The sequence below is a fragment of the Halomonas kalidii genome, assembly GCF_030010475.1.
Lineage (GTDB): Bacteria > Pseudomonadota > Gammaproteobacteria > Pseudomonadales > Halomonadaceae > Halomonas > Halomonas heilongjiangensis.
The window spans coordinates 295687-320886 of record NZ_JASCQN010000040.1; the positions used below are offsets into that span (position 1 = coordinate 295687).

Here is a 25200-nt window from a genome sequence, read left to right on the forward strand (position 1 = left end):
AGATCCGCCATGGCGCCAGCCTCCACACCACGTCAGCATACCGTCGGCGACTTTCTCGGCTATGGCCGGCGCCACCATATCGACTACCGTTTCCTGACCGGCGAGCGCGAGGAACGCGCCGGCGACTCCCGGCGCCCCGTGGCCCGCGGCCGCGTGGACGAGTTCGGGCCGGCGCGCGGCGCCCGGCTGACCGCCTCCGACCTGGAGATCCTGACCCCCTATGCCTCCCGTTCCCGCGGCAGCACCGCCCTGCTGCTGGTGGCGGTGCTCGAGGGACGCATCCGCCTGGGACTCGACGACGACCTGCGCTGGCTGGGTGCCGGCGAGGCCTTCACCACCCGGCTGGACGGCGACCTTCCCCTGCAGGCCCACCAGGGTGACGGCCAGCGACTGCGCACCCTGAGCCTGGCCCTGGACGCCGAGGCCATGGCCTGCTGGGTCGGTTCGACCGCCTCCGCCGGCGCCCCGCATGCCTGGCGGCTCGGCCCCGTGCTGCTCGCGACCCTGGAGCAGGCCTTCTCGAGCCCGCTCCAGGGACAGGCCAGGTGCCTGCTTCACCAGGGACTGGCCCTGCAACTGCTGGCCCATGGGCTGGCCGGACACACCGGCCCCGGAGCGGTCGACTCCGCCCGGCGGCGTCTCGAGGCAGTGCGCCGCCGGCTGGACGAGACACCGGCCCAGGCGCACCGCCTCGATGACCTCGCCCGGCAGGCCGCCATGAGCCCCAGCACCCTGGTGCGTCGCTTTCGCGCCGCCTATGGGCTCCCCCCCTTCGACTATCTGCGCCGCCGCCGGCTGGCGTTGGCCCGGGAGCTGCTGCTGACCGGCCACAGCGTGCAGCAGGCCGCCCAACTGTGCGGCTATGGCCATGCCAGCAACTTCATCACCGCCTTTCGCCGGGCCTACGGCGTCTCACCCGGTTCCCTCGGCTGAGCCGGTTCGCGCCCCCGGCATAATCACGTGCGTGGGGTGCATAACGTCTTGCGACCGCAAAGATGGAACAATTCTCACTATCATCCACATCGCGACGAGACCGCATGCCATGCCCCGCCCGCATCGCCTTCCACCCATCATCGCCCTGCTGGCCGCCGGCCTGTCCGTACCGACCGCCTGGGCCGTGGACAACACCACAGGCCTGGAGACCCTGACGGTGACCGCCAGCGCCGCCACCAAGACCGAGACGCCCTTTATCGAGACGCCCCAGGCGATCTCGGTGATCGAGCGCGACGACTGGGAGCCACGAGCCGCCGAGACGGTGCAGCGGGCCGCCGACTATACCCCCGGGGTCTTCACCAACCAGATCGGCGCCTCCAACCGCTACGACTACCTGGTGCTGCGTGGTTTCGCCGACGGCAGCATCAACAACACCTTCCTCGACGGCCTCAAGGTGATGAGCGATGGGGGCTCCTTCAGCTCCCTGGTGATCGATCCCTGGTTCCTGGAGCACATCGAGGTGGTCAAGGGCCCCGCCTCGGTACTCTATGGTCGCGCCTCCCCGGGGGGCCTGGTGGCCCAGACCAGCCGCCGCCCGGCGTTCGAGCCCGGCGGCGAGCTGCGCCTGCGTCTCGGTAACAACGATCAGCGGGGTGCCGCCTTCGACCTCACCGGCCCGCTGGATGCCGAGCGTCGCCTGGCATTCCGCCTCACCGGCCTGGCACGCAGCGCCGACATCCAGTTCGGCCCGGTGGAGGAGGAGCGCTACGCCATCGCCCCGCAGCTCACCTGGGACATCACCGATGCCACCAGCCTGACCCTCCACGCCTATCTGCACCGCGACCCGCAAGGCGGCTATCACGCCGGCCTGCCCTTCGAGGGCAGCGTGGTGGATCGCCACGGCCGACGCATCGCCAACGACTTCTTCGAGGGCGAGGAGGCGTTCGAGCGTTTCGAGCGTGACCAGACGATGCTCGGCTACGAGTTCGAGCACCGTTTCAGCGAGACGCTGAGTGCCCGCCAGCGGCTGCGCCGTACGGAAGCCGATGTGCAGCTGGCCCAGGTCTATGCCTATGGCTGGGCCTCCGCCACCGAGCTCAACCGTTTCTTCTCCGGCGGCGAGGAGTCCCTGGAGGCGCTGACCGTGGATAACCAGCTCGAGGCACGCCTGACCGCTGGCGGCGTGGATCACACCCTGCTGCTGGGCCTGGACCATCAGCGGCGTGACAATGATGTGCTCTGGACCTCGGGGGCCTTCCCGCCCATCGACGCCTTCGACCCGCGCTACGGGGCCCAGCCCACCATGATGTTCCCCGAGGTGCGTCAGCATCGTGAACTGGAGCAGAGCGGCGTCTATCTCCAGGATCAGTTGGCCTTCGGCAACTGGCGCGCCAACCTGGGCGGCCGCCACGACTGGGTCGATATCACCAATACCGACCCGGACAGCGGGGCGGCGAGCGCCCTGGACGACACCCAGTTCAGCGGACGCGCCGGGCTGCTCTACCTGTTCGATAATGGCCTGGCCCCCTATGCCAGCTACTCCACCTCCTTCAGCCCCAACAGCACCACCGACCAGAACGGCGACCTGCTGTCGCCCACCGCGGGCGAACAGCTGGAATTCGGCCTCAAGTACCAGCCGCCGGGTACGCAGGATCGCTACAGCCTGGCGCTGTTCGATATCACCCAGGAGAATGTCTCCACCAAGCTGCCCAACGAGACCTTCTATCGCGCCACCGGCGAGATCGCCTCCCGGGGCCTCGAGCTGGAGGCGCATAGCCAGCTGACCGAGGCCCTCGCCGTGCAGGCCGCCTACAGCTATACCGACGTGACCCTGGAGAAGACCGGCGATGCCACCCAGGGCAACCACGACAACCAGGTGCCGCGTCACCAGCTCGCGGTGTGGGGCAACTACGCCTTCCAGTCCGGGGCCCTGGCCGGCCTGGACGCCGGACTCGGCGTGCGCTATCACGCCGATATCCATGCCGACGATGCCAATACCGAGCAGGTGCCGGACTATACCCTGGTCGACGCCACCCTGGGCTATGACCTGGGCCGGGTGGGCCTCGAGGGCGTGTACGCCCGGCTCAACGTCAACAACCTGCGGGACGAGGAGTACGTGGCCTCCTGCTTCGACCTGAACTTCTGCTACTTCGGCGCCGAACGCAGCGTGACCGCCAGCGTCAGCTATTCCTTCTAACCCCCGAGTCTTCGCAGTCCCGACAGCGCGATGCCGCCAAGGGCCGGGCATCGCGCCTTGCCGGGCCCACCGGGCGCGACATCATTGATACTGCAAATAATAAGGATTATCATTCGCTTTGGTTTCGACTGACCTGTCCCGTCGCCTCGTCGAAGCCTCCAACGTTCACTGCCAACTCCAAGCAAGGGAACCACTCGAGATGTCCCATCCCGTCAAGACGCGCATCGCCTGGCTGATTCCGGCAATGCTCGGCTCCACCCTGCCGTCCCTGGCCATCGCCCAGTCCACCGGCGACGAGACCGCGACCTCCCGCGACCTCTCGCCGCTGGTGGTGACCGCCACCCGCAACAAGAGCCAGGCCGGCCAGACCCCCCAGAAGGTCACGGTGATCACCCGCGAGCAGATCGAGCAGCAGCTGGCCATCACCCAGGATCCCGGCCAGGTGCTCAGCAACCTGATCCCGTCCTACTCCCCCAGTCGCCAGAAGCTCTCCAACGCCGGCGAGAGCTTTCGCGGCCGTTCGCCGCTGTTCATGATCGATGGCGTCCCGCAGTCCAACCCGCTGCGTGACAGCGCCCGGGACAGCTACACCATCGACCTGTCCATGGTCGAACGCATCGAGGTGATCCACGGCGCCAGTGCCGAGCACGGCCTGGGTGCCACCGGCGGTATCATCAACTACGTCACCAGGCGTGCCGACACCGGTGAGCTCAACCAGCACGCCGGCGTCAGTCTGACCACTGACGATGACTTCGAATCCGAGGGTTTCGGCCACAAGCTGGACTACCGCATCAGCGGCCAGAGCGGCGACTGGGATTACCTGGGCGCCGTCAGTCGCCAGGAGCGCGGCGTCTTCTTCGATGGCAACGACGAGATCGTCGGCATCGCCTACCCGGGGGAACTGCAGAACTCCACGAACTACGACCTCTTCGGCAAGCTCGGCTACTGGATCGATGACAATCAGAATCTCGAGTTCTCCCTCAACCATTTCGACCTGGAAGAGGGCGACGATTACGTGCCGGTGATCGGAGATCGCGCCGCGGGTATCCCGACCACCGCCCGCAAGGGCGACCCCGATGGCGACCCCGGCTTCAACGAGGTCACCACGGCACGGTTCGCCTACTCGCATGCCGACTGGTTCGGCAACGAGCTGGATGCCCAGGTCTACCGTCAGCGCTTCCGCGCCCGGTTCGCCACCACCCCCTTCTTCCCCTACCTGGATGGGGCGGGCAACACCCAGTTCGACCAGACCCGCAACGAATCCGACAAGCTGGGTGGCAAGTTTACCCTCAGCCGTGACGGCCTGCTCGACGACCGCCTGAAGCTGACCACCGGCCTCGATGTGCTGCAGGACGAGACCCGGCAGATGCTGGTCCACACCGACCGCACCTACGTGCCCGAGACGCAGTTCCGCAACTATGCCGCCTTCCTGCAGGGCGACCTCAGCCTGACCGACTCGCTGACCCTGCACTCCGGGGTGCGGCACGAGTACGCCGAACTCGATGTCGATACCTTCTCGACCATCGATCGCAGCAATGTCACCCAGGACAACGTCACCGTCGAGGGCGGCACCCCAAGCTTCGACGAGACCCTCTACAACCTGGGGCTGGTCTACCAGGTCACCGACTGGGCGCAGCTCTATGCCAATTATTCCGAGGGCTTCGGCATGCCCGATGTGGGTCGGGTACTGCGCGGCATCGGGGAGCCCGGCCAGGACATCGACACCTTGCTGCAGCTGCAGCCGATCGTCACCGAGAACCGCGAGATCGGGGCACGCTTCGACTGGGACCGCTACGGCCTCGAGCTGAGCTACTACGAGTCGGATTCCGATTTCGGCGAGCGTCTCACCGAAGAGAACGGCGTCTTCGTCGGCAGTCGCGAGAAGACCGAGATCCGGGGGGTGGAGGCCACCGGTGAGATGCGCCTCGGCGATGCCCACGACCTGCGGCTCTCATACACCCATGCCGAAGGCAAGTCGGATACCGATGGCGACGGCCGCGTCGACACCAAGCTGACCGGGCTCAACATCGCCCCGGACACCCTGCGCCTGAGCTGGAGCGCGGCCTGGAGCGACCGGCTCTCCTCGCACCTGCAGACCAGCTACTACTTCGACCGCAGCGTCGACGATCCCGAACTCGAATTCGACGGCTACCCCCTGGTCGACGCCTCCCTGGCCTATCGCCTGCCGGTGGGCCGTGCCACCTTCGGCATCGAGAACCTGACCGACGAGGATTACGTCACCTACTACTCCCAGTCGGCGCGGATCAGCGACGAATATTACTTCAAGGGCCGCGGACGCACCTTCACCCTCGGCTACCAGCTGGATTTCTGATCGCCGGCCCCAGCGGGGCCCGGCTTACTGTGTGACGGCGCCTGCGGGCGCCGTTCTTTCGTCACGGCAGTCAACGCCACCAGTCGGGATACGCGGCCATGAGTTCCCCACGCCGCGCCGCTTCGCCGGCCTGCTTGTCGAGGGCGGGCGCCAGCAGTGCCGCGGCGCGCTCGGGCGCAAGCGCGAAGAGGCCGTCGTCATCGCCGATCATCAGGTCACCCGGGCGGATCGCCACGCCATCGATGGCGACCGGCACATTGACCTCGCCCTCGAGGTCCAGGGCGCGGGTGGTCAGCGGGCTCGCGCCCCGAGAGTAGATCGGCAGCGACAGGCGAGTGAGCTCGGCCGTATCGGTCACACACCCCGAGGTCACCACCCCCGCCAGTTCCTTGCGCAGCGCTGCGTAGGTTCTGAGCTCACCCCAGCAGGCGCGACGCTCGTCGCCGGCCACGTCGATCACCAGCACATCGCCCGGTGCGGCCAGCTGCAGCGCCCGGCGTATGACGCTGCCGTCGAGATGCGGAATGCGCACCGTCAGCGCATTGCCCAGCAGTCGCACCGGGCGCCGCACGGGAATAAGACCGGATATGGCGCCGAAGTCGGTGAAATGCCCCAGGGTGGAGGTGGCCACCTCCCGGTAGCGCGCCTGCAGCTCGGGCGAAGCCCCCACCACTCGGGGACGAATATCGAACATGGTCAGGTTCTCCAGCGATGGAGCAGATAGACGAAGAACGGTGCCCCGATGCCGGCGACGAAGATACCCGCCGGCAAGTCACGGGGCAGAAAGGCGAGGCGGCCGAGCAGGTCGGCATGCAGCAGGATCAGCGCGCCGACCAGCGCACTCGCCGGCACCAGGCCGGTATGGCCGCGCGCCACCAGTCGCCGCGCGATATGGGGCGCGATCAGGCCGATGAAGCTCAGCCCACCGGCGAACGCCACCGACGCACCGGCCAGGGCCACCGCCAGCAGCAGCAACGCCAGACGGGTCCCCCCCACCGCGTTGCCGAGCCCTGTGGCCAGGTCGTCACCGAGCGCCAGCACGTCCAGGCGTCGCGCCAGCCCCAGCGCCAGGGGCAACCCCAGCACCACCCAGGGTGCCAGTGCGGCCACCTCACGCCACTGGGCGGCATAGAGGCTGCCGGTCAGCCACACGTAGGCCTGCATCGCCGTGGTATCGGGGCTGAGCACCAGCACCAGGGTGGTGGCCGCGCTCAGGGCGGCGGCGATGCCGATACCGACCAGCACCAGCCTGGCTGGCATCATGCCGCGGCCGGCCAGGGCGACGATGCCCAGCGCCACCATCAGCGCGCCGCCCAGCGCCGCCAGCGGTAACCAGGCCTCGCTCAGGACCGTCCCGCCCAGTGCCAGGAAGGTGACCGCTGCCAGGGAGGCGCCGCCGGTGATGCCGATCACGTCCGGCGAGGCCAGGGGGTTGCGCACCAGGCCCTGCAACAGCAGCCCCGCCACGCCCAGGCAAGCCCCCACCATGATCGCCAGCAGCACCCTCGGCAGGCGAATCTCGTGAACGATCAGGGCGATGTCGCTGCGTTCGGGGAACAACAGCGCCTCCAGCACCGCCGCGGGCGGCGTGGTCTGGCTGCCGAGACTCAACGAGACCAGGGCGCTGATGGCAAGTGCCAGGGCCAGCAGCAGCGTCACCGTCAGGGTTCGGCGCTCGAGGGACAGCGACAGCCGGCCACCGGCGGCACGCAGGACAAGGGGATGGCTCATGGCGCCAGGCTCCGGCGGCGGGCGAGAGTGAGAAAGAACGGGGTGCCGAGCAGTGCCGTCATCACGCCCACCGGCACCTCCTGGGGCGGCATCAGGAAACGCGCCAGGGTGTCGGCGCCGAGCAGCAGGCCGGCCCCCAGCAGGGCGCATCCCGGCAGTACCCAGCGATGGTCGCGACCGAACAGGGCACGCACCATATGCGGCACGATCAGCCCCACGAAGCCGATCATGCCGGCCAGCGCCACGGCACCACCGGCCAGTACGATGACCACGGCCCCGGCCAGCAGCTTGACCCGCCCGGTGCGCTGCCCCAGCCCCTTGACCACCTCGTCGTCCAGCACCAGCAGGTTGAGCTGGCGCACCAGCAGCAGGCAGACGCCGGCGGCGATCAGGAAGAACGGCAGCAGCGGCGTCACCACCTCGAGGTCGCGTCCCGCCACGGAGCCTGCCAGCCACAGCAGCAGGCTCTCGAAGCGCTCCTGATCGATGATCAGCAGCCCCTGGGCCAGCGAGACGAACAGCGCAGTGACCGCCACCCCGGCCAGCACCACGCGCACCGGCGAGATGCCCCCGCTCCGATCGCGACCCAGCAGGGCGACCAGCAGAGCCGCCACCAGGGCGCCGAGGAAAGCCACCCAGACCAGGGCCAGCGGCGAGCGCAAGGCGAAGAGCGTGCTGCCCAGCACCACGAAGCACATGGCGCCGGCGTTGATGCCGAGAATGCTCGGGGCCGCCAGGGCGTTGCGGGTCAGGGTCTGCATCAGGGCGCCGGCCACCGCCAGGCTAGCCCCCACCAGCGCGGCGATCGCCGCTCGGGGCAGGCGTTCGGTCAGCAGGATCAGCTGCGGCGTCGATCCCGGGTCGGGGGCGAGGAAGGCCTCCACCAGGGTGGCCGCGGGGATCTCGGTCACGCCCAGTGCCAGGCTGGCCAGGCCGGTGACGAGCACCAGGGCCACTGCCAGCAGCAGGCCCACGAGCTTGGCGGCAGGGCTCGTCAGCACGTCTCGCCCTCCCCTTGTCGCCGATCGTCGCCTTGCCGGTCCCCGGCCAGCGCCAGCGAGTCCCGGCTCTGCCGGCTCGATTCCTGCAAGTCAGGATTGTGCAGACCATAGTGGGCGTAGAGTTCGTCGAGCAGCCGATTGGCCGCCAGAATCCCGGCCCCCATGCTCCAGAGTACCGGATCGACCCGGTAGACCCGCCCCCTCTCGACCGCCTCGAGGCTCTGCCACAGCGGATGCGACGTCCAGTCGCGATGGAGTTCGGCCACTGCCGGGTCGTCGCGCATGAAGACGAAGATGGTGTCGGCGTCCATGGCCGGCAGGCTCTCCCGACTGACCAACTTGATGCCCCAGCCGGGGCCGTCCTGGCCCGCGGGCCGGCGCAGGCCCAATTGGTCGAGGATGCGGCGGGCGAAGCCGTCGTAGTAGAGGCGCGCATGGTCACCGCGGAAGCTGACCACCGACACGCTCTGCGGCCAGGCATCGCCCAGCGCGGCGGCGGCCCGGCAGCGGAAGTCGACGACCCGCGCCTGCCAGGCGTCGAGCAGCGCCCGGGCCCGGGTCTGGCGTCCGGTGGCCTCCCCCATCAGCTCGAGCATGGACTCGAAGTCGTAGGCGGTGTCGGCGATCACCGTCGGGGCGATACGCGACAGCAGGGGGTAGACGGCGGCGTGGCGATAGCGGGCGCCGACGATCAGGTCGGGGGCGAGGCCCGCCACCGCCTCCAGGTCGGGCTGGGTCTCCAGCCCCAGGTAGCGTACGTCCTCGGGGAGAGCCTCGCGCAGGTAGCGGTACATGGGCCGCTCCAGCCAGGACTCGACCACACCGACGGGCGCAAGTCCCAGGGCCAGGGCGCTGTCCGTGGCCCCCTGGTAGAGGGTCACGATACGTTCGGGTCGCTCGCCGACCCCGGCACTCGCCGCCCCCGCACTGGCGACCAGCGCCAGGCAGGCCCCCAGCAGCAGGGGGCGACACAGGCGTTGGAGACAGGAAAAGCCCATGAGAAGCATTCTCTGTTATAAAAGCACGGCGCTCGTTATACAGGTTCGGCGGGGGCAACGCACGCCCCATTCCTCTCCCTGGCCGCCAGGGCTTGGCTGTGGAAGGGGTTGGGCAGGCTCGACTTGCCCGAGGGCATGCTGCCGGGTACGCCCTGCTGCTCGAACAGCGGACCCAGCACGCACTTCAGCGGCCAGCGCGGGGCGTCGAACAGCACCCGCTGCAGGGTACGCCGCTGCTCACCGTCGAACGGCAGGGCCGCGATCCGCGCCTCGAGACGGGTGCGCAGCTCGTGCCACAGCGCCGCCTCCGTCAGGGCATAGTGCTCGGTCAGGGTCTCGATGATCGCCAGCAGGTTGACCTGGATGCCCAGGGTCTGAAGATAGAACAGCAGGTCGCTCGGGGCCTCGTTGTAGAGGCTGTTCGAGTAGCCGGGACGGATCCGGTACTGCGGGTCGTCGATGCCGTGGCGGTCGAGCCAGGGTCGATGCAGGCGTACCGAGTCGTGGTCGCGCAGCAGCAGCCCCTCGAGATGGCCGCCTCGCCACACCAGCACCGCATTCTGGCCGTGGAGCTCGGGCATCAGGCCCAGGCGGTAGAGGCGCAGCACGATGTCGAAGAAGGTGGTGCACACCTCGCCGAACAGGGTGACGACGGCCTCCGGCCCCTCGGCCAGGCCGCGGTGGCGCCGCCACTCGTCGAAGGGATGCCCCGCCTCGGTGTTCGCCACCCCGAGCGCCGCCATGGGGATCAGGCGCACCGCCGGATCCTCCAGCAGCGCGGCCGGGTACTCCCGCACCAACGCCCCCAGGTGGCGAGGCGGATCGTCGAACAGCCCGCTGCCCTCCGGCAGGTAGGACCACCAGCGACGCTCGTCGCAGAGGTGCAACCGGCCCTGCAGCACCGGGTCCAGCCGCCTGGCCTGCTCGAGCATGGTCTGCCCCTGCTCGCCGTTGATCAGCTTGACCGCCGGCAGGTAGCGGGCGGCTCCCAGCGAGAAGACCGCCATGGGCAGCTTCAGGTAGTAGCGGCCGCCGTCGAGGGGTGCCAGGGAGCGCAGCGACGAGGTGGCCTGGAAGTCGCCCGCGGCGACCTCCAGCACCACGCCCTCCCCCGCCTCCAGCATCCCGGCGAGGTGGCGGGGCAGCCCGTGCTCCAGCTGCCAGGGATGCACCGGCAAGGCCAGGTAATCCGCGCTGGACAGCCCGCGCCGCGCCATTTCCGCCTCGAGCTCACCGCGCTCCGCCTCACTCAGCACCAGCGTCAGCGGCGCCGGCGCTCCGGCACCCCCGCTGCCGCAGGCCAGACAGTCCCGCCGCATGGCGAGCCAGCGCAGCCGGATGGGCCGGTCGAACTCCGCCGCGTAGCGCCGATGACCGGCCTCGTCGAGCCCCTCCTTGGCCTTGGCCAGGGGATGAAAGGGGCGATCGCGCAGGGCGGCGCGTCGCTCCAGGGCCTGGAAGCCCGCCGCCATCGGCATCGCCAGCGGCGCCTCCAGCGATGCGCTCTCGGCGATCGACTGGCGGGTCTGCCACAGGGTGGTGGCCAGCAGGCGCCGTACATTGGCCACCCCCGGCTGCCGACGCTGCTGCGCGTCCAGGCAGTGGGCCACCACCCGCTCCAGCAGTTCACCCGGCGTCAGGCGACACCACTCGGCGATACTGCCGTCGGCCCGCCAGCGCGCCGTGAAGACCCCGGCGGCAGCGACATGCCGACGCGGCGGCAGGACGGCGGCGCGCACCGGGATGAGCACCGCCTGTCCCGCCTCGTGCGCGGTCCACCAGCGCAGGCACTCGGCACCCGGCGGCCAGGCCAGGTCCGCGGGCAGGGTGTCGGGGGCCGGCCGGTCGTGGGGCTGGTCGTCGAGGAAGCCCTCGGCCAGCAGGGTGTCGACGAGGTCACCGAGGACGCGCGCCTCGGCGAGCCGTCCGGCCTGGTCGGCGGTCGTCGGGGACGGTGATGGGGTCGCGTTCATGAGGCACACTCCTCCTCGCCGGAACGGCGGTCGATGTACAGGTGCAGGGGATGGGGATGTCCCAGGAAGTCGTGGTGCGAGATGGTCCAGCCGTAGGCGCCGGCGCGATGGAAGAGCACCAGGTCGCCCACCTGCAGTCGCCCCACCGGCACCTCGCTGGCCAGCACGTCCTTGGGCGTGCACAGCTCGCCGGCCAGGGTCACGCGCCGGCCGGCGAGCGCGGGGCGCGGAAAGGGATAGGGCCAGTGGTCGATGGGCATTACCTCGAAGGGGTGGTCGTGCCGCCAGGAGGCGGGCAGGCGGAAGTGGTGGGTGCCGCCGCGCAGGATGGCGAAATGCCTCCCGTGGCTCTGCTTGAGATCGATGACCTCGGCCGCGTAGTAGCCGCAGAAGGCGACGAGGTAGCGGCCGGGCTCGAAGAGCAGCGTCGCCCCGGGCAACGGGTCCGCATCGAGCACCATGCGCAGCTCGTCGAGGAAGGCCGTCCAGTCGAAATCCGGGCGTTCGTCGTAGGAGACGCCGAAGCCGCCGCCGGCGTCGACGCAGCGGATCGTCAGGTCGAAGCGTTCCACCCAGGCCTTGACCCGCGCCAGGTAGGTGGCCACCAGCCGTGCGTGCAGGCGGGCGTCGAGGTTGTTGGAGATCGAGTGCATGTGGAAGCCGTCGAGGCGCAGCGCCGGGCTGCGGCTCGCCTCCTCGATCGCCTCCGCCACCAGGGGCTCGTCGATGCCGAATTGGGTGGCTCGCCCCGCCATGGTGACGGTGGCCTCGGGCAGGGCATCATGCAGGTTGACCCGCAGCAGGATGGGCACCACCTGCCCACGGCGCTCGGCGATCAGGTGCAGCCGGCGCAGCTCGTGCAGGCTCTCGACGTGGATCCGCTCCACGCCGAGCTCGAGGGCCTCCTCGAGCTCGGCGTCCTTCTTGCCGGGACCGCCGAAGATGATCGGGGCCGCATCGCTCACCCCGCGGATGCGGCGAATCTCGCCGATCGAGGCGGCCTCGAAGCCCGCCACCAGAGGCGCGAGGACCGCGATGAGGCGGGGATCGGGGTTGGCCTTGACGGCGTAGTAGAGCCGACAGCGCGCCGGCAATCCCGTCAGCATCGCGCTCACATGCTCGCGCAGCGCCGCGAGGTCGTAGAGGTAGGCGCAGACCGGCTCATGCCGGCCGTCGGAGGCCGGCTCGGCGAGAGCCGCCAGGCGCCGGACGAGCGCCGCCGAGGGCGGGCACCAGGGGGCCGCGGCCCGAAGCTTGGTCAGACTCGTCATGCGCTGGCCTCCCGATAGGGCGCCAGGGCGGCCTGCAGGGCACGGAAGGCCGTGCCGCGCTCGTCGCCCAGCACGAAGGCCCGTACGCCCCGTTCGCACCAGTCGCCGCGGCGTGCGTCACTGCGGGGAATGGCGCAGAACGGCACCTCGGCGCGTCGGCAGGCGGCGTGGATCCGGTCCAGGGCCTCGGTCACTGCCGGCGCCTCGGTCTGCCAGGGCAGCCCCAGCGACTGCGACAGGTCCGCCGCCCCCTCGAGCACCATGTCCACGCCCGGGACCCGCAGGATGGCCGGGAGGTTGTCCACCCCTTCCCGGCTCTCGATCATGGGCACCAGCATGAGTGCCTGGTTGGCACGCTGCAGGTAGTCCGTCAGGTCGTCGGCGCCGAAGCGGCCCGGACGGCCGCTGTTCATGCTGCGCCGGCCCAGCGGGTGGAAGCGCAGGCAGTCGTGCAGCGCCTGCACCTCCTCGGGGCCCTGGACGTCGGCCAGCACGATGCCCCGGGCCCCGCCATCGAGTAGCGGCACCACGATGGCCGGATCGGGACGCGCGACCCGCACCAGGGCGGTGAGCCCGGCGAGCTCCGCGGCGCGCAGCATGTGCTCCAGGGTCTCGGGGTTCACCAGGCTGTGCTCGGTGTCGAGGATCACGAAGTCGAAGCCGGCCTGGCCGATCATCTCGACGGTCACCGCCGTGGGGATCGAGGCGAACAGGCCGACGACCGTCTCGTCCCGGGCCAGGCGCTGTTTCAGTCGGTTGGGGGTCAGCATGACGGCACCTCGGATACGGGACGATGGACATGGAGCGGGTTGTCACGGGTGGCGAAGCGCTTGTCGGCGTCGCCGAACAGGCGCCGCTTGGTCAGCTCCTCGATACTCACCGTCGGCGCGAAGAGGTCGAACAGCGCGAAGCGCTCGGCCAGCGCCGGATGCGCCGCCTGGTAGGCAAGGATCGTCTCGGCGGTCATCGCCCAGAAGGTCGCCTCGGGCAGGTCGTAGTGCTGCTCCAGGCAGAGGCAGAGCTCGGTCAGGCAGATGAACACGAAGGCGTCGTAGGTGAAGTCGCGCACCTCGTCGGCGACGTCGGTCTGGATGTAGGAGTTGCGGTTGACGGCGGCGTGGCTGGCCGGCTCCGGCACCAGGTTCGGCGCCCGCTCGGGCTCGGCCAGCAATGGCACGCTGTAGCGCACGCCATCATGGAAGTCCTTGAGCGCGATGCGCTCCGGCCAGCCGTCGCGATGGATCAGCAGGATGTTCTGGCCGTGGGACTCCAGGCCGATGCCGTGGGCGTAGAGCAGATGGATCAGCGGCGTCACCGTGACCTCGAGCAGCCGCCGGGCCCAGGCCGCGACGCCGTAGCGGCGCACCCAGCCATCGAGCATCGGCGCTCCCGAGGCCGCCAATTGGGTCAGGCCGTTGAAGGCCAGGGCGCGCTCGCCCGGGCGAAGGTGGCGGTGCAGGCTCTCCCGCCATACGGCGCCCAGGGCGCCGTAGGCCACGGAGCGGCGCGGCTCGCCCAGGCGCGAGACGTCATGGGCCACGCCCAGCACCTCGCGCAGGATGACCACGTCGCAGTGCCCCGCCGTGGCATCCCGGGCGACCAGGTCGTGGAGCCAGTCGCTGATCCGCGCACTGTTCTCCACGGTGTGGGCGGCCAGGATGCGACTGGTGGAGGTATTGGTGATGCTCAGCGCCAGCTTGAGATTGGCGCGCCGCGGTCGACTGGCGTTGGCCAGGGTGCGGATCGACTGCTGGGCGCGATAGGCGTCGTCGGCCGCCCCCAGATGGAAGAGGCGTCCGGCGGCCAGCTCGGCCTGGAAGGTCGGCAGGATGACATGGGTCCACTGCCAGGGGTGCACGGGCAGGAAGGCGAAGTCCTGGGGGCGCCGTCCCGCCGCGACCAGTTGGCGACGGAAGCGGGCCACGACTGCCTCGCCCAGTTCGTCACGCAGGAAGGCACCGAGCCGGATCGAGTCGGAGGCCGAGACCCGGCAGTCGTCCCGGGCCACGGCCAGCCAGACCGGGTGGATATCCCGGCAGAACTCCGGGCCGTAGGCGGCGTTGTCGTCCAGGGAGAAGCCGAGCCGCGACTTGTAGCTGGGATGGTAGGGGTGGCCCTCCTGCAGGCGGCCCTCCCAGGCATCGTGGTCCCAGTCCGGATCCGGAACGGTCGGCATGCCGCTCATCACCCGCGACTGGACGTCCTTGAGCAGGGTCTGCTGCAGCTCCTCCATCAGGGCCGGCAGGCGCTCCGCGGGGACGATCTCGGCCATCACCTCGGCCATGAAGCCCGCCAGGGTCGCCTCGCCGCGGCGGCCGTCCGCCGTCTGCCGCTGCACCGGTTGCGGCGCCAGGCGCAATCGGCCGAAGCTCGCCTTGCGCACGCCCAGCGCGGTGTAGTGCACTGCACGTCCCTCGGCGTCGCGTCCGACGAGCGTCAGCGGGCGCCATTCGCCCGCCCCCGTCGACTCGCCTTCGGTGACCGGCAGCACGGCCTCGAAGAGCAGGCCCTGGATCAATTGGCGCAGCACGCGCTGCTCCACACGGGCATATTCCGGTGACGTCGGCAGCTGCCAGTGGCCGACGCCCGTTCTGGGGGGGTGAAGGATCGCTTCCATGGGTCTAGCGGGCTCGCTTGATGGGGTTGATGACGTCGATGAACAGCGGGGTGTCGCCGCGCTGCCGGAAACAGCTCAGGAAGTTGGCCTTGGCCGGCCAGTGGTCGGCCTGCAGCAACTCCTCGGCATAGCCGGCCAGTCGAGGGTCCGGGGCCTCGCGCAGGCGCGCCAGGCGCTCGCCGGCCAGGCGCCAGAACTCGCCCTCGTCGACGCCGAGATGACTGGCCAGGGCATGCACCACGCCGCCCAGATGGTTGACGAAGAAGTAGTACTGGGTGCGCTGCCAGGCGACCTCGGCGGGATAGAGCAGCGGGCTGTCCGCGGCGATGCCCAACCCGGGCCACCAGGCCGCGCCGGTGACCCGCTCGCGGTCCAGGCTGACCCCCTCCAGGTCGCGCACGAAGAGGGTGCGGGGCCAGCCGCCCTCCAGGCGCAGCTGGGTGTTCTGCAGGTGCGCCTCGAAGCTGACGCCGGTGCGCGCCAGGACTTCCAGGATCGGCACCATGGCGACCTCCAGGTAGGCCGCGAACCAGCGATGCAGGTCCGGCTCGCACCCCGCACCCTGGCGGATCGCCGCGATCAGCTTGGGCTCGTCCTCGCCGGGATAGGGTTCCAGCAGCGACGCCACCACGCAGGCCTCGCGCGCCTCGGCGGGCATCGGCCGACAGATGACCGTGAAGGCGGGCACGCGGTGGGCGGCCAGGGCCGGGTGGTCGCCGTCGAGGGTGCGATAGCCGGTCTCCATCACCACCCGGAAGGCATCGCTCTCCAGGTCGTCGTGCAGGTGGTGGATGACCCGGGCCGCATCGAGGGTGCGGCGCGACTGCTCGAGGGTGTTCTCGCGGATCAGGTTGGTGATCCGCACCTGGAGCGGCAGCTTGTAGCCGTGGCCGGTCTCCGGCACCCAGACCGAGCGCACCGAGGAGGTCGCATGGGCCAGCGGCCCCAGGAGGCCGAGATCGACGAGCAGCCCCGCGTCCAGCAGCGGCCGGACGTCCGGCTGGGGCAACAGGTAATCGGCCTGCCAGGGGTGCATGGGCAGCACGGCGTAGTCGACGTGACGCTTGCCGAGCCGCTCCCGGGCGGCCTCCAGCACCTCATCGGCCAGGCCGGTATCGGGGGCCTCGAGCCAGGCCTCCACCAGCAGGTCGCGACGCACGGCCAGATAGTGAAGCCGGAAGCGTGCCCCCCGTTCGGGGCTGAAGTCGTCGAAGACGCGCCGCTCGACGCCCTGGGAGCACTTGGGGAAGGGATGGAAGGGGTGCCCCAGGTAGAGCGACTGCTCGGCCCCGATGAAGTCCGGCGCCGATGGCGTCTCCCCGGCATGGCGGCGTCGAAAGTCATCGAGGTGGGAGGCCATCCGGGTGAAGCTGTTGTGAATCTTGTCGCGCATGTCCCAGAGCCTCAGCTCATGGGTGTTGTCGGCACCGGGCGTGCTCAGCGCCTCCAGCAGCCGCTGGATGATGTCCTGCATGTCCAGCGGCACCACCCGTCCCCGCTCGTCGCGCAGGTAGAAGGCCGAGCCGTAGCGATGCTGCCCCGACAGAGAGAAGTAGCGCAGCGTACCGATCAGCTCGCCCTGGGGCAGGGGCACGCGAAAGGGCTCGCCGGCGTCGAGCAGCGACGACGCCAGCCCGGGCGCAGCGTGGCGCGGGTCGTGGCACCCCGTCTCGCGCAGGTAGCTGTTGAGCAGGGCGCGCAGGGTGGCCTCCTTGGCCAGCAGGTGACTGGCGTAGGAGGGACAGGTCGCGTGCGGAGTCGGCATCATGGCCTGGCCTGGCTCCCCGTCAGCGACGGGGATTCTGGGTAGCTCGAAGTGGGTCATGGTCTGGCGTTACCTCACGGCGAGTGGAGGAAAGCGACGACGCCAGGAGCGTCGCCAGGAGAATCAGGAGCGCCAGGGCGACGAAGGCCTCCCCCAGCGCCGCCAGGCCGGCCGCGCGGACGGAGGCGCCCTGGGCCAGCAGCTGGGCGGTGCGCAGGTCGTGATGCAGGGCGAGGACCACGACGCCCAGCGACGAGGCGAGGCGTCGACACAGGTTGTTGATGGCCGAGGCCTGGGCGACACGAGCATCGGGCACGGCGTTGAGCCCCACCGTGGTCACCGGTAGATAGCCGCAGCCCAGCCCCGCCCCGCGTGCCGCCATCAGCACGACGATCAGCCACAGGGGCGCCTCGGGCCCCAGCGCGGCCAGGCCCAGCAGGGCGGCGGCCGTCACCACCAACCCCAGGGTCACCACGCCGCGCGGCGCCCGGCGATCCACCAGGCGGCCGGCCCAGGGCGAACAGGCGGCCGCCATCAGGGCGGTGGGCAGGAAGATCAGGCCGGTGGTCAGGGCGTCGTGCCCCTGGACATGCTGCATCCAGATCGGGATCAGCAGCAGGCAGCCGAAGGTGGCCACGGCCTGGGCGCAGGCGACCAGTACGCTGGCGCGGTAGGTACGGACGGCGAACAGCCCGAGATCCAGCAGCGGATGGGCCACTCGACGCTCCAGCCGGACGAAGGCGATCAGCAGCAGCGCCCCGGCGGCCAACGGCCCCCAGCGCGTCGCCTCGCGCAGGTCATCCGGCGAGGAGATCGCCCCCAGGGCAAACAGCACCCCGCCCACGCCCAGGGTCACCAGCAGGAAGCCGCGCAGATCGAAGCGCCGCGCCCGATCCCGTCGCCCCGCCTCGAGATGGCGATGGCCGCTCCACAGGGCCAGGACGGCAACCGGCAGGTTCATCAGGAACAGGGCCTGCCAGCGGCTCAACTCCAGCAGCAGGCCGCCGACGCTCGGCCCGATGGCCGGCGCGATCATCACCGCAAAACCCCAGATGCCGGTCACCCGACCACGTCGGTCGGCGGGCCAGACGGCGAAGATCAGCGGCAGCGACAGCGGAATCATCAGCCCCGCGGCGATCCCCTGCAGCCCCCGGGCCGTCAGCACCCAGGCCAGGTTCGCGGCGACGGCACCGAGCAGGGAGGCGCCCAGGAACAGCCAGAGGCCCAGTAGATAGAGACGGCGCCCTCCCCAGCGATCGGCGAGGAAGCCGGTCAACGGCATGGTCATGCCCATGGCGACCAGGAACAGGGTCATCACCCAGCTCACCCGGGCGGCACCGGCGTCGAACACCCGCATCAATTCGGGGATCGCCAGGTTCAGGGCGCTGTTGTTGAGGCTGACGGTGAAGGTCCCGAGCAGCACGGTGACCAGTATCCGGCGAGCGGCGTGATCCTTCGACGACATGAGGCTCCATCCTCGTATCCGAGGGCCCCATCGATCACGGTGGGGACCCGACAACGCCAGTGAGGCTGACACAACAAAATCTCATATGCAAATGGTTCTCAAAATCATTCGCATGAAGTCATGCCGGCATCGCAATGCAAATGAGAAATGCTTATACTCCCCCCACTCGACATGCAGGACGCGGCACTCTCGATGAACACCCCTCTGCCTCCCCATACACCACGCCTCCAGGGCGAACGCCTGACCGCCGGCTACGAGGGCAGGCGGGTTCTCGACGGCGTGGACTTCCGGGTCGAGGAGGGCCGGGTCACGGTGCTGCTGGGCCCCAACGGCAGCGGCAAGTCGACGCTGCTCAAGACCCTGGCCCGCACCCTGATGCCCGAGGATGGCCGCGTGCTGCTCGACGGCCGCGACATCCACCGCTACCGGACCCGGGAGGTCGCCCATCGGCTGGGCATCCTGCCCCAGAGCCCCACTGCGCCGGAGGGTCTGACGGTGCGCGAGCTGGTCGGCATGGGACGCTTTCCCCACCAGCGACTGTGGCGGCAGTGGTCGACGGAGGACGAGCGAGCGGTGAACGCGGCCATGGCCACCGCACGGGTCGCCGACTTCGCCGCGCGTCCCGTGGACGCCCTGTCTGGCGGCCAGCGCCAGCGCTGCTGGATCGCCATGGTGCTGGCCCAGGAGACCGACCTCATCCTGCTCGACGAGCCCACCACCTTCCTCGACCTCAAGGTCCAGGTCGATCTGCTGGAGCTGCTGGTCAAGCTGGCCCACGAGCGCGGCCGTACCCTGCTGGTGGTACTCCACGACCTCAACCTGGCCGCGGCCTACGCCGACGTCCTGGTGATGATGCATGAGGGACGCATTGCGCACTGCGGGCCGCCGGAGACGGTGTTCACCGCCGCCAACCTCAAGCGAGTCTTCGACCTCGATGCCGAGGTGATGCGCGCCCCGGGTACCGGCCGACTGGTCTGTGTGCCGGCCATGGGGGGTGTCCGCGGGGCCGCCGTCGGCCCCNCCCGGCCCCACCCGGAAGTCCTGGCATGAGCGTGGTCCAGCGCTTCTGCGCCCGCGAGAGCGCCACGCTGGGCGATCCCCTGGCGGGCAGCGCCGCCCACGCCGAGCGCAACCTGCTGCTCAGTTGGCCGCGAGCGAAGTGGCGACGCAGCCTGCGCCAGGCCAGCGATATGCCCGAGGCGGTGAACGCGCGTCTCGAGGCCATCGCCGAGTCGGGGCGACGGGTCAACCTGATTCACCGACGCGACCAGAGCCCCGACTGCCACCGCCTCTACCTGATGCCGGAGAACCGCCGCTACGAGGTGCCGCGCGACGCCCTGCCGGCCTTCCTCGCGACTCTCCAGGAAGGCGAGTCACTGGCCCGCTGGGAGATCGCCCCGCCGCCGGGTCCGCTGCTGCTGTGCTGCACCCATGGCAAGAAGGACAAGTGCTGCGCCAAGTTCGGTTACGCCACCTACCGGGCGCTGGCGGCGGCCGTCGCCGACCGGGGCCTGCCCTTCGAGGTGTGGGAGAGCACTCACCTGGGCGGCTGCCGCCTCGCCGCCAGCGCCGTGGTCTTCCCCGCCCTGCGCAAGTATGGCCGCATCAGCGACGCGGATGTCGTACCGTTGCTCGAGAGCGAGGCCGCGAATCGCCCCTACCTGCCCTGCTACCGTGGCGACTCGCGACTCAGCCCGTTGCAGCAGTGCGCCCAGGTCGCCGCCCTGGAATGGCTCGCCGGGCAGGGCCTGCGTCCCGAGGTCCGGGTGGCGGAGGATGCCGCCACCGAGACCGCCGACCGCCGGTGTCTGAACGTGCACTGGCGGCACGGCGAGCAGAAGCGGCGCCTCGCCGTGACCTGCGAGGCGCGAACCCTGCGGCGCCACGACACCTGTGCCGATATCGCGGCGGGCCCGCCGACACCCAGCCGGGTCTGGGTGGCCACGCACCTCGAGGCGATCGCCACGCGACATTGATAGAGATTATCATTCGCCTTATGGTAACGCCCTCGCCCCATCCGCCGGAGACACTCCCTATGTTCGAGCTCAGAGGCGCCGCCTTCGAGATCGATGGCAAGGCATTGCTCGCCCCCACCGACCTGACCTTCGACGAAGGGCGGGTCCATGGGCTGATCGGTCACAACGGCTCCGGCAAGTCGACCCTGCTCAAGCTGCTGGCCCAGCAGCAGCCACCCAGCCGTGGTGAGGTGTGTTTCGACGATCGCCCCCTGTCCGCCTGGGGCAACCGCGAGTTCGCCCGCCAGGTGGCCTACCTGCCCCAGCACCTGCCCAGCGCCGAGAACCTGCTGGGCCGCGAGCTGGTCGGCTTCGGCCGTTACCCCTGGCATGGCCTGCTGGGTCGTCATACCCGCGAGGACCGGGACCGGATCGACCGCGCCATCGAGTTGACCCACACGCAGGCATTCGCCGACCGCCTGGTCGATACCCTCTCCGGTGGCGAACGCCAGCGCATCTGGCTGGCCATGCTGCTGGCCCAGGGCAGCCGTTTCCTGCTGCTCGACGAGCCCCTGGCGGCACTGGACATCGCCCATCAGGTGGAAGTCCTGGCGCTGGTGCGTCGGCTCTGCCGCGAACTGGGCCTGGGCGTGATCATCGTCCTCCACGACGTCAACATGGCGGCCCGCTACTGCGATCACCTGGTCGCTCTTCACGGTGGGTGCCTGCTGGCCCAGGGCTCGCCGACCGAGATGATGGACGACGAGACCCTGGAAGCCATCTACGGCATTCCCATGCGGGTCATGCCCCATCCCGGTGGCCGATATCCCGTCGCCGTCGTGCATTGAGCGACCGTCACGCCCCGATCCTGTCAGCCCTCGAGCCACCCGCGGAGCCCGCCTTGTCCAGCCTCGCCACCCCACCCCGCCATGCCCTGATGGCCGGCCTGTTCGGCCTGATCATGCTGCTGGTCTCCGTTGACGATGCGCACGCCGACTCCCCCGCCATCGCCACCCTCGACTGGACCATCGCCGAGACCCTGGTCGCCCTCGGCACCATGCCCCGGGCCGTGGCGCAGGTCGATGCCTACCGGGAGTGGGTCGGCGAACCGGCACTGGCCACTGATGTCATCGATCTCGGCCTGCGCACTCAGCCCAATCTCGAACTGCTGGCAAGCCTCTCGCCCGACCGGATCCTGATCTCGCCGATGTTCGCCAACCTGACACCCCGGCTGTCGCGCATCGCCCCGGTGGACAATCTCGAGCTCTATATCCCGGACACCGACACCTGGCAACAGATGCGCCGGCTCACCCGTCGCGTCGCACGGCTGGTCGAGCGTCCGGCAGCCGGCGAGGCCCTGATCGAGGCGACCGAAGCACGGCTGGCGCAACTCCGGGAACGGCTTCCGGGGGAACCACGGCCTCTGCTCATCGTGCAGTTCATGGATGCCCGCCACGTGCGGGTGTTCGGCGCGGGCGGCCTCTACCAGGCCGTGCTCGATCGCCTGGGGCTGGCCAATGCCTGGCAGCGCCCCACCAACCCTTGGGGCTTTTCACTGGTAGGCATCGAGGCGCTGGTCGACCTCGACGCACGGCTGGTGGTGGTGGAACCGCTGCCGGTGGGCGTCGCAAAGCGGCTCGCCGGCAGCGGCCTGTGGCAGGCCCTGCCGAGCGTCCAGGACGGCACCTCGATCCGCCTCCCTCCGGTCTGGAGCTTCGGTGCCCTGCCCTCGGCGCGGCGCTTCGCCGAGGTGCTGACCACGGCCCTGGAGGGCAACGATGGCGTCTAGGCCCTTCCCGCTGCCGGCCCCCGGTCGCCTCTGCCTGTTGCTCGCCCTCCCCCTGCTGGGGCTGATCCTGGCCACGCTGCAGGCCCACGAAGGCCCGTTCCAGGGCCTCCAGGCCCTGTTCGGCTCGTCCGAGCGGAGTCGCGACGCCTTGCTCCTGCACTACAGTTGGTGGCCACGCCTGGTCATCGCCCTGCTCGCCGGCAGCGGCCTGGCCCTGGCCGGCGTGCTGATGCAGCAGGTGCTGCGCAATCCGCTGGCCGCTCCCACCACGCTCGGGGTGGCCAGCGGCGCCAACCTGGCCCTGATGGTCGCCACCCTGATGGCACCCGGTCTGCTGCTGCTCGGGCGCGAATGGGTGGCACTGCTCGGCGGCGGCCTGACCATGGGTCTGGTGTTTCTGCTCGCCTGGCATCGCGGCCTGGCGCCGATGGTGGTGGTACTGGCCGGCCTGGTGGTCAACCTGTATGTCGGCGCGTTGGCCATGGCCCTGCTGCTCTTTCACCAGGAGGCCCTCAAGGGCCTGCTGATCTGGGGTGCCGGGTCGCTGTCGCAGACGGGGTGGGACGGCGTCGTCTTCCTTGGACCGCGTCTCGCGATCGGCGCCCTGCTGGCCTGGTTGCTGCTGCGCCCGCTGGCGGTGCTCGAACTCGACGACGCCAGCGCCCGAAGCCTGGGCGTCTCGCTCAAGTATCTGCGCCTGGCCGGGCTGGGCCTGGCGGTCTTCATCACCGGCTGTGTGGTCAGCGTGGTCGGGGTGATCGGTTTCATCGGCCTGGCCGCGCCCAACATCGTACGACTGGCGGGCGCCCGACGCCTGGGCCAGCGTCTGCTCTGGTCGCCCCTGCTCGGCGCCCTGCTGCTGGCCACCACCGACCTGCTGCTGCAGCGCTTCTCCGGCGCCCTGCCGACGCTGATCCCCACCGGCGCCACGACCGCCGCCCTCGGCGCCCCTCTGCTGCTGTGGCTGATTCCACGCCTCAAGCTGACCGGCGACCAGCCACCCGGCACGGCCCATGCCCTCGGCCACCGCCACCCCGCGCCCGGACGACTGGCGACCGGGCTCGCGCTGCTGCTGTCGCTGACGGCCGCCGCGGCCCTGCTGGTCGGTCAGACGGCGGCGGGCTGGCAATGGCTGTCGACCAACGACTGGGGCGTTCTGGAGTGGCGGCTGCCGCGCCTGCTGGCCGCCGCCGGCAGCGGCGTGATGCTGGCCATCGCCGGCACCATCGTCCAGCGCCTCGCCGCCAACCCCATGGCCAGCCCCGAGATCCTGGGGATCAGTGGCGGCAGCGCCATCGCCCTGATGGGCGCCATCTTCCTGCTCCCCTCTCCCGGCAACCTGACGCTGGTCACCGCCGGCACTCTGGGGGCACTGATTATCCTGGCGCTGCTGGTCATCCTGAATCGGCGCAGCGGCTTTCTCCCCGAACGCCTGCTGCTGACCGGGGTGGCGATCACCGCCCTGTTCGATGCCGTGCGCGGCATCGTGCTCAGCGGTGGAGACCCCCGCGGCCAACAGGTCATCGCCTGGCTGTCCGGCTCCACCTACTATGTCGATCTGAACAGCGCCCTCATCGTCGCCGGCCTGGCCGTGGCATTGGCCGTGGCGGCACACCCCTTCTCCCGTTGGCTGGATATCCTGCCGCTGGGGGCCGCCACCGCTCGAGCCCTGGGCATGCGACTCGATCGTGCGCGCCTGGCCTTGCTGCTGCTGGTCGCCCTGCTCACCGCCTGTGCCACCCTGGTGGTCGGACCGCTCTCCTTCGTCGGCCTGCTGGCGCCGCACATGGCGCGGTTGCTGGGCTTCAGCCGGGCACGCATGCACCTGCGCGGCGCCGCCCTGGTCGGTGCGCTGCTGATGGTGCTCGCCGACTGGCTGGGCCGCCAGTGGCTGTTCCCCCAGGAGATCCCCGCCGGGCTGGTCGCGTCACTGCTGGGTGGCGCCTATTTCATGTGGGGCTTGAGGAGGCTGTGAGGTGCCCACACCACGCGAAGGGCCCCGCCTCGAGCGGGGCCCTTCGCACCGTGGATGACTCCCGACGGGGTGCCATCCTTGCAATCGGCGAATCAGCCAGTGGCCTGCTGATAGCGCCGCTCGACCTCGTCCCAGTCGACCACGTTGAAGAAGGCGGCCACGTAGTCCGGGCGCTTGTTCTGGTACTTCAGATAGTAGGCGTGTTCCCAGACATCCAGCCCCAGCACCGGTGTATTGCCGTGAGAGATCGGACTGTCCTGGTTGAGCGTGTTTTCCACCACCAGTTTCCCGCCCGGCGAGACACTCAGCCAGGCCCAACCGCTGCCGAAGCGACCCAGTGCCGCCTTGGTGAAGGCTTCCTTGAAGGCATCGAAGCCCCCCAGTTCGGCGTCGATGGCAGCCGCGACCCTGCCCCTGGGCGCACCACCACCGCTGGGTGACATCATCCGCCAGAACATCGAGTGGTTGGAGTGGCCACCGCCATTGTTGATGACCGCCTGGCGCTTCTCCTCGGGCACCCGGTCGAGGCTGGCGAGCAGCTCGTCCACCGGTACCTCCTCGAGGCCGGTGCCTTCCAGGGCCCCGTTGAGGTTGTTGATGTAGGTCTGGTGGTGCCGGGAGTGGTGAATCTCCATGGTCATCGCATCGATGTGCGGCTCCAGGGCATCATAGCCATAGGGCAGCTCGGGTAATGTATGCGGCATAGTGACTCCTCCGTGAATGAACTGAGCGAGGCAGTTGCCTCGTGACCTCAACTACTCAGGATGGCAGACACCCGCCCCCGACGCTAATAATTCCCGTTATCGCTCATATAGACAGAGGTTATGGAGGCTGCTGACACGACGACGCCGGCCCCTGGCGGGGCCGGCGTCGTGACCGAGATCGGCTGGATCACGCTGGTCGTTACAGCTTCTGCTCCAGCTCGGGCAGCGCCTCGAACAGGTCGGCGACCAGGCCACTGACCTTGTGGAGAGCGCGACCTGGAAGATCTCGATCTTCCCTACAGCTTGCTCTCGAGTTCCGGCAGCGCCTGGAAGAGGTCGGCGACCAGTCCATAGTCCGCGACCTGGAAGATCGGCGCCTCCTCGTCCTTGTTGATGGCGACGATCACCCTGGAGTCCTTCATCCCCGCCAGGTGCTGGATGGCGCCCGAGATACCCACGGCGATGTACAGCTCCGGGGCGACGATCTTGCCGGT

Annotated in this window: 20 protein-coding genes; 8 read left to right on the forward strand and 12 right to left on the reverse strand. The window is 69.7% G+C overall.

The features are described from left to right. Positions 1–9 precede the first annotated feature (9 nt). The 3 genes from QLQ85_RS12420 to QLQ85_RS12430 all read left to right on the forward strand — a co-directional run bounded on the left by QLQ85_RS12420 (position 10) and on the right by QLQ85_RS12430 (position 5462). Positions 10–933 (forward strand): helix-turn-helix transcriptional regulator, encoded by a 924-nt coding sequence (locus tag QLQ85_RS12420; RefSeq protein ID WP_282739269.1) that lies wholly within the window; start codon positions 10–12, stop codon positions 931–933. Positions 934–1042: 109 nt separating this feature from the next. Further along, positions 1043–3130, forward strand: a complete 2088-nt coding sequence (locus QLQ85_RS12425) for a TonB-dependent siderophore receptor (protein WP_282739270.1) — start codon at positions 1043–1045, stop codon at positions 3128–3130. Between the two features lie 199 nt (positions 3131–3329). Further along, entirely contained in the window at positions 3330–5462 is a 2133-nt protein-coding gene (locus tag QLQ85_RS12430) for a TonB-dependent receptor (protein ID WP_282739271.1), read from the forward strand. 70 nt (positions 5463–5532) lie between these two features. Here QLQ85_RS12430 and QLQ85_RS12435 read toward each other — a convergent pair whose 3' ends face one another. Genes QLQ85_RS12435 through QLQ85_RS12480 form a run of 10 tightly spaced genes read right to left on the reverse strand, consistent with a single transcriptional unit; the run spans position 5533 to position 18283 of the window. Continuing rightward, complete coding sequence (locus QLQ85_RS12435) at positions 5533–6156, reverse strand: RraA family protein (RefSeq protein ID WP_282739272.1); 624 nt, start codon at positions 6154–6156, stop codon at positions 5533–5535. 2 nt (positions 6157–6158) lie between these two features. Then, the gene (locus QLQ85_RS12440; protein ID WP_282739273.1) at positions 6159–7193 is read right to left on the reverse strand and encodes a FecCD family ABC transporter permease; all 1035 of its coding nucleotides are present in this window, start codon (positions 7191–7193) and stop codon (positions 6159–6161) included. Further along, a complete protein-coding gene (locus QLQ85_RS12445; protein WP_282739274.1) occupies positions 7190–8194 on the reverse strand; it encodes a FecCD family ABC transporter permease in 1005 nt (334 codons plus the stop codon). Before QLQ85_RS12445 ends, QLQ85_RS12440 begins: the two co-directional genes overlap by 4 nt. Continuing rightward, positions 8188–9192 carry an ABC transporter substrate-binding protein gene (locus QLQ85_RS12450; protein ID WP_282739275.1) on the reverse strand — a complete coding sequence of 335 codons (1005 nt, stop codon included), beginning with the start codon at positions 9190–9192 and terminating at the stop codon, positions 8188–8190. The genes QLQ85_RS12445 and QLQ85_RS12450 overlap by 7 nt, the downstream gene beginning before the upstream one ends. A gap of 35 nt (positions 9193–9227) precedes the next feature. Beyond that, entirely contained in the window at positions 9228–11165 is a 1938-nt protein-coding gene (locus QLQ85_RS12455) for an IucA/IucC family protein (protein WP_282739276.1), read from the reverse strand. Then, positions 11162–12436, reverse strand: coding sequence for a type III PLP-dependent enzyme (locus tag QLQ85_RS12460; protein WP_282739277.1), 1275 nt, complete (start codon positions 12434–12436; stop codon positions 11162–11164). Before QLQ85_RS12460 ends, QLQ85_RS12455 begins: the two co-directional genes overlap by 4 nt. Then, positions 12433–13206 carry an HpcH/HpaI aldolase family protein gene (locus QLQ85_RS12465; RefSeq protein ID WP_282739278.1) on the reverse strand — a complete coding sequence of 258 codons (774 nt, stop codon included), beginning with the start codon at positions 13204–13206 and terminating at the stop codon, positions 12433–12435. The genes QLQ85_RS12460 and QLQ85_RS12465 overlap by 4 nt, the downstream gene beginning before the upstream one ends. Continuing rightward, complete coding sequence (locus tag QLQ85_RS12470; protein ID WP_282739279.1) at positions 13200–15053, reverse strand: IucA/IucC family protein; 1854 nt, start codon at positions 15051–15053, stop codon at positions 13200–13202. Before QLQ85_RS12470 ends, QLQ85_RS12465 begins: the two co-directional genes overlap by 7 nt. 4 nt (positions 15054–15057) lie before the next feature. Continuing rightward, positions 15058–16821, reverse strand: coding sequence for an IucA/IucC family protein (locus QLQ85_RS12475; RefSeq protein WP_282739280.1), 1764 nt, complete (start codon positions 16819–16821; stop codon positions 15058–15060). A 19-nt stretch (positions 16822–16840) separates the two neighbouring features. Beyond that, on the reverse strand, positions 16841–18283 hold the full coding sequence (locus QLQ85_RS12480; RefSeq protein WP_282739281.1) for a DHA2 family efflux MFS transporter permease subunit: 1443 nt from the start codon (positions 18281–18283) through the stop codon (positions 16841–16843). Between the two features lie 192 nt (positions 18284–18475). Here QLQ85_RS12480 and QLQ85_RS12485 point away from each other — a divergent pair, with 192 nt between their 5' ends. From QLQ85_RS12485 to fhuB, 5 genes are all read left to right on the forward strand, one after another. Next, positions 18476–19333 (forward strand): ABC transporter ATP-binding protein, encoded by an 858-nt coding sequence (locus tag QLQ85_RS12485; RefSeq protein ID WP_282739282.1) that lies wholly within the window; start codon positions 18476–18478, stop codon positions 19331–19333. Then, positions 19330–20259: a sucrase ferredoxin gene (locus tag QLQ85_RS12490; protein ID WP_282739283.1), complete on the forward strand. Its 930-nt coding sequence runs from the start codon at positions 19330–19332 to the stop codon at positions 20257–20259. Before QLQ85_RS12485 ends, QLQ85_RS12490 begins: the two co-directional genes overlap by 4 nt. A 59-nt stretch (positions 20260–20318) precedes the next feature. Continuing rightward, complete coding sequence (locus tag QLQ85_RS12495) at positions 20319–21086, forward strand: ATP-binding cassette domain-containing protein (protein WP_282739284.1); 768 nt, start codon at positions 20319–20321, stop codon at positions 21084–21086. An 89-nt stretch (positions 21087–21175) separates the two neighbouring features. After that, on the forward strand, positions 21176–22027 hold the full coding sequence (locus QLQ85_RS12500) for an ABC transporter substrate-binding protein (RefSeq protein ID WP_407650387.1): 852 nt from the start codon (positions 21176–21178) through the stop codon (positions 22025–22027). Further along, complete coding sequence (fhuB, locus tag QLQ85_RS12505) at positions 22017–24002, forward strand: Fe(3+)-hydroxamate ABC transporter permease FhuB (protein WP_282739285.1); 1986 nt, start codon at positions 22017–22019, stop codon at positions 24000–24002. The genes QLQ85_RS12500 and fhuB overlap by 11 nt, the downstream gene beginning before the upstream one ends. A gap of 92 nt (positions 24003–24094) precedes the next feature. On the opposite strand, the gene QLQ85_RS12510 is transcribed toward fhuB, so the two are convergent. Further along, on the reverse strand, positions 24095–24706 hold the full coding sequence (locus QLQ85_RS12510) for a superoxide dismutase (protein ID WP_282739286.1): 612 nt from the start codon (positions 24704–24706) through the stop codon (positions 24095–24097). A gap of 296 nt (positions 24707–25002) precedes the next feature. Then, positions 25003–25200: FAD-binding protein (locus tag QLQ85_RS12515; RefSeq protein WP_282739287.1), on the reverse strand; the 198-nt coding region annotated here is incomplete at its 5' end.

Excerpts from the sequence above, each read along its gene's own strand:
- QLQ85_RS12470 (WP_282739279.1), bottom strand. The coding sequence starts at position 15,053 with ATGGAAGCGATCCTTCACCCCCCCAGAACGGGCGTCGGCCACTGGCAG.
- QLQ85_RS12500 (WP_407650387.1), top strand. The coding sequence starts at position 21,176 with ATGGCCGGCCTGTTCGGCCTGATCATGCTGCTGGTCTCCGTTGACGAT.
- QLQ85_RS12435 (WP_282739272.1), bottom strand. The coding sequence starts at position 6,156 with ATGTTCGATATTCGTCCCCGAGTGGTGGGGGCTTCGCCCGAGCTGCAG.
- fhuB (WP_282739285.1), top strand. The coding sequence starts at position 22,017 with ATGGCGTCTAGGCCCTTCCCGCTGCCGGCCCCCGGTCGCCTCTGCCTG.
- QLQ85_RS12440 (WP_282739273.1), bottom strand. The coding sequence starts at position 7,193 with ATGAGCCATCCCCTTGTCCTGCGTGCCGCCGGTGGCCGGCTGTCGCTG.
- QLQ85_RS12450 (WP_282739275.1), bottom strand. The coding sequence starts at position 9,192 with ATGGGCTTTTCCTGTCTCCAACGCCTGTGTCGCCCCCTGCTGCTGGGG.
- QLQ85_RS12495 (WP_282739284.1), top strand. The coding sequence starts at position 20,319 with ATGTTCGAGCTCAGAGGCGCCGCCTTCGAGATCGATGGCAAGGCATTG.
- QLQ85_RS12460 (WP_282739277.1), bottom strand. The coding sequence starts at position 12,436 with ATGACGAGTCTGACCAAGCTTCGGGCCGCGGCCCCCTGGTGCCCGCCC.
- QLQ85_RS12455 (WP_282739276.1), bottom strand. The coding sequence starts at position 11,165 with ATGAACGCGACCCCATCACCGTCCCCGACGACCGCCGACCAGGCCGGA.
- QLQ85_RS12430 (WP_282739271.1), top strand. The coding sequence starts at position 3,330 with ATGTCCCATCCCGTCAAGACGCGCATCGCCTGGCTGATTCCGGCAATG.
- QLQ85_RS12510 (WP_282739286.1), bottom strand. The coding sequence starts at position 24,706 with ATGCCGCATACATTACCCGAGCTGCCCTATGGCTATGATGCCCTGGAG.
- QLQ85_RS12480 (WP_282739281.1), bottom strand. The coding sequence starts at position 18,283 with ATGTCGTCGAAGGATCACGCCGCTCGCCGGATACTGGTCACCGTGCTG.
- QLQ85_RS12475 (WP_282739280.1), bottom strand. The coding sequence starts at position 16,821 with ATGATGCCGACTCCGCACGCGACCTGTCCCTCCTACGCCAGTCACCTG.
- QLQ85_RS12425 (WP_282739270.1), top strand. The coding sequence starts at position 1,043 with ATGCCCCGCCCGCATCGCCTTCCACCCATCATCGCCCTGCTGGCCGCC.
- QLQ85_RS12490 (WP_282739283.1), top strand. The coding sequence starts at position 19,330 with ATGAGCGTGGTCCAGCGCTTCTGCGCCCGCGAGAGCGCCACGCTGGGC.
- QLQ85_RS12465 (WP_282739278.1), bottom strand. The coding sequence starts at position 13,206 with ATGCTGACCCCCAACCGACTGAAACAGCGCCTGGCCCGGGACGAGACG.
- QLQ85_RS12420 (WP_282739269.1), top strand. The coding sequence starts at position 10 with ATGGCGCCAGCCTCCACACCACGTCAGCATACCGTCGGCGACTTTCTC.